Below are 3,929 nucleotides of genomic sequence, written 5' to 3' on the forward strand. Positions count from 1 at the left end.
ATGCACCAGGGTGCAGACGCCGCAGAGGCGCTGCACGAAGGCCCAGACCTCGCGCGGGTCGCGGCCCTGGACGATGGTCTCGAGCCCGCGTACGCTGGTGCCGCTGGAATAGGCCTGCTCGATGGTGCCGCCGTTCATCTGCGCCTCGATGCGCAGATGACCTTCGATGCGGGTAATCGGATCAACAACAACGCGGGCACTCATGCGGCTGCTCCTCGGGCTTGGCCTTTAGCGGCGGATTCATCCTCGATCAGGTGGTCGGCAACCAGCTCGACTAGGCTGTGGACCTTCTTATCCCAATGGTTCTTTTGCCGGCCGGACTCGAAGTTGAGCCTGCAGCTGGCGCAGCTGACCACGACCGACTCAGCGCCGGTCTCGTTGACCTCGCGGATCTTGATCTTGAACGACTCATCACGCAGCCGGGTCGCATCTTCGAGCAGGAAGATGCCTGCGCCGCCCCCGCAGCACCAGTTGTATTCCTTGTTCGCTGGCATCTCGACCAGGTCCGCGTCCATTGCCGCTAGCACTGCGCGTGGCTCGTCGAAGGCGCCGCCGCGACGTCCGGTCTTGCAGGGATCATGGAAGGTGACCTTGCCCTCGAACGGTGTCAGATGCAGCTTACCGGCCTTGGCCTGCTTGCCGAGGAACTCGGACATGTACATCATCTCGAACGGCAGTCCACCACTGCTGAGCATCGGGTTCCAGCGCAACGCCGGGTAAGCATGGCCGCACTCGGCGATGACCAGGATCTTGGCCTGAACGCGTTGGGCGGCGGCGATGATCGGGTCGACCTGTTTCTTCCACAGCGACATATCGCCCGAGAGCAGCCCGAAGTTGGCGCTCTCAAAGCCGTCCGAGCAGATGGTCCAATCGACGCCAAGGTGGTTCATGATCTTGGCCGTGGCGAGCAGGCCATTGCCGTTGGCGACCAGGTCGACCGCTGAGCTCAGTACCATCACCTCGGCCCTGTCCTTGTCGATGGGGATCTCGATGCCCGCTTGCTCGCGGATGGTGTCGACCATCTTGCGCAGTGACTCGGGCGAGGAGCCGAACACCGTGCCCTGGTGCTTCTGTTCCATGCGCAATGCGGCTAGCTCCGGTGGCACTAGCTCAGCGGCGACCATGGCGGTGCGCATGTGATGCACCAGCGAGGCGGTGTCGATGCCCATCGGGCAGACCATGGTGCAGCGGCCGCACTCGGAGCAGGAATCGTAGATCAGCTCCTTGGCCTGCTCGAAGTCGGAGAGCTTGACCGGCTGCGTGATCAGCCGATGCCACCAGCGCATCGGGCTGATCTCGCGTTGGTAGACCCGGCGGTAGAGGTCCATCTTGCGCATCGGCGCGTATTTGGCCTCACCAGTCGCCTGGAAGTAGTGGCAGGCGTTGGTGCATTGGCCGCAGTGGATACAGCTCTCGAGCCAGACCGCCTCGTCGGCATTGGTCTCCTCGATCAGGGTCTCGACAGCGCCCTGGAGGCGCTTTTCGTCGGACTTGGTCGGCTTCGGTGCCATCTCACGCAGCATGCCGATCTGGCCGGCCAGGCCTTGGTAGACCTGCTCGAAGCTGGGAAAGATGGGTGTGGCGGTGGCAGTGCTCATATCCGGACCCCCTTGTGGGCATAGGCTAGCCCGCTCTGGGCGCGGGAGAAGATGAACCAGAACGCGTGCATTAGCTTGCTAAACGGCATGTAGGCGAACAGCAGCGCCGAGCTGAGGATGTGCAGTGCGAGCATGGTCTCGTAGCGCAGCCCGACATGAGCAAAGGCCATGAGTCCCGTGAGCAGGGGCAAGGCGACGATGATCCAGGTGACGTAATCGCCCAGCGTGGAGTTGTAGACCGCGGGCTTGGCGAGCCGGCGGACGATCAGTGCGATCAACGAGACCAGGGCGATGGTGCCTAGGGCCACGCCGACGAAGTTTGGCAGTGCTGGCCACGACAGGCCGGTTAGGCTCGTGATGAATTCGATGTGCGGAACGATGCCGACAACCACCAGTAGGGTGGCAATGTGGAAGACATAGGCAACAACGGTCTGATAGCGCGTCGTGGTGGTGAACTCACCGCTCGGCCAGGCGCGACTGAAGACGGTGCGATAGCCCTTGAAGTTGCCAAAGGCATCGCGGGGTCGGGAAAGGTCGGCGCCTCGGGTCAGCGCAAGGACGCCGATGATCCGCAGGGCAATGCCCGCGGCCATGATGATGAGTGCGGCATGGATCGCAGGGCCGCGGGCGAATTCAAGCAGTGTCATGGGGTTCCGTTCTCCTGATGAAGTTGGTGGCTTAGTTATTGTTATGGCGTTGCTAGGACGCGGTGTCGGGCGTGCCCGCTCATCCTCTTGAACTTGTCGTGCTCCCTTCTGGCTGAGGCTCTCCCCTGACCATTGGCTGGTTGTCCTTTCCCGGGAGATGCTTCTGACTCTTTCTTGTGTTGCCTCGGGGCGCCACTGGCGGCGCCCTTAGGATCGAGGGCTAGTCACCGCCGTGCTCATGCGCTGCGAGCTCGGTCTTCTTGCGACGTGCCAGCACGGCCGCGCCAGCGCCGACGGCAGCACCAGCGACGGCGGCCGCGCCAAGCTTGGCGCCGTCACCGAAGTTGCCCTTGGCGACCGAGTTGTAGATGCCGCCCATATCCCAGAAGCGTGGCTCGGAGCAGCCAATGCAGCCATGGCCCGACTGGATCGGGAAGCTGACACCGTTGTTCCATTTGACGTGAGCGCAGGCGTTGTAGGCGATGGGTGCCTTGCAACCGAGCTTGTAAAGGCACCAGCCCTTGCGTGCACCTTCGTCGTCGAAGGTCTCGGCGAACTCGCCGCGGTCATAGAAGGGGCGTCGATAGCAGCGGTCGTGGATGTTTTCACCGAAGAACGCGACCGGGCGGCCAAGGTGGTCGAGCTCGGGCAGACGGCCGAGTGTCAGGTACTGGGCGATGACACCGGTGATCGCGAGTGGCATCGGCGGGCAGCCGGGCACATTGACGATCGGCTTATCTTTGATGATGTCGCCTACCGCGACGGCGCGCGTCGGGTTGGGCTTAGCCATCGGGATGCCACCGTAGGCTGAGCAGGTGCCGATATTGATCACGGCGGCGGCATTGGCGCAGGCCTCTTTCAACATCGCGAGGTTGCTGATGCCGGCGACTGTCGAGCAGTGCTCATCGAGCGGAATCGAGCCGTCGACCAGGACCAGATATTTGCCAGCATTCTCGTGCTGGGCCTGCTCGCGGGCATGCTCAGCGGCATCGCCGGAGGCCGCTTGCAGGGTATGGTGATAGTCGAGCGAGATGAAGTTGAACATCAACGCTTCGATGGACGGTGCGCTGGAGCGGGTTAGCGCCTCGGTACAGCCTGTGCACTCCTGAAATGACAGCCATATGACCGATGGGCGGCGAGCGCTGGATAAGGCTTCGGCCATGGCGGGGGCGATGCCGGCCGGAAGGGCCATCAAAGAGGCGGTGGTCGAGCAAAATTTGAGAAAGGCTCGACGGCTGACCCCTTGGCTTCGCAGTAATCCGCCTAGGGTTGGCTCATTCGGCATCTTGGCATCTCCTTCTTCGATGGTAGTGGCATGGCGTGCCAATAATAAATTGGCATAGTTCTTATAGGTTGCGAATTGTCAACAAATGCGTTTGAGGAGGCCATGGAACCAGCTGAATTTCTTACGCTTTTTGTCGGTTGTCTGGACTTTGTCTCCTTGGGTCATTACTCTAGATGGTCGGTAGAGAATGTGAAATGTGTCGCGGCTTTTATAATTGATTTATGTCAGTCTTCGAGCTCAGTTTGATGGTGGGGGTGACGATTTATTTGCTTGTCAATAGTTGGTAATTCGCTATTAATGCCATCGAGCAGAGTAGTTAATTTGTAATTACTTTTAATAATTAATTATTGATATACTTGTTCGGAAAAGCGAAGGATGATCTCGGAGGCAGGCAGGCAG

The 3,929-nt window shown here is 60.6% G+C and carries 4 protein-coding genes; all 4 read right to left on the minus strand.

Annotated features, from left to right (window positions below):
- Window positions 1-204: nickel-dependent hydrogenase large subunit (locus ACY693_RS16320; protein ID WP_462322868.1), on the minus strand; the 204-nt coding region annotated here is incomplete at its 3' end.
- Window positions 201-1,598 (minus strand): (Fe-S)-binding protein, encoded by a 1,398-nt coding sequence (locus tag ACY693_RS16325; protein ID WP_462322869.1) that lies wholly within the window; start codon window positions 1,596-1,598, stop codon window positions 201-203. The genes ACY693_RS16325 and ACY693_RS16320, both read right to left, overlap by 4 nt.
- Entirely contained in the window at window positions 1,595-2,245 is a 651-nt protein-coding gene (locus ACY693_RS16330; RefSeq protein WP_462322870.1) for a nitrate reductase, read from the minus strand. Before ACY693_RS16330 ends, ACY693_RS16325 begins: the two co-directional genes overlap by 4 nt.
- Window positions 2,246-2,465: 220 nt before the next feature.
- Window positions 2,466-3,530 carry a hydrogenase small subunit gene (locus ACY693_RS16335; protein ID WP_462322871.1) on the minus strand — a complete coding sequence of 355 codons (1,065 nt, stop codon included), beginning with the start codon at window positions 3,528-3,530 and terminating at the stop codon, window positions 2,466-2,468.
- Window positions 3,531-3,929 lie beyond the last annotated feature (399 nt).

It is taken from the genome of Halochromatium sp., from assembly GCF_054919635.1.

Coding starts and splice junctions, on each gene's coding strand:
- ACY693_RS16325 (WP_462322869.1), bottom strand. CDS start 1,598: ATGAGCACTGCCACCGCCACACCCATCTTTCCCAGCTTCGAGCAGGTC.
- ACY693_RS16330 (WP_462322870.1), bottom strand. CDS start 2,245: ATGACACTGCTTGAATTCGCCCGCGGCCCTGCGATCCATGCCGCACTC.
- ACY693_RS16335 (WP_462322871.1), bottom strand. CDS start 3,530: ATGCCGAATGAGCCAACCCTAGGCGGATTACTGCGAAGCCAAGGGGTC.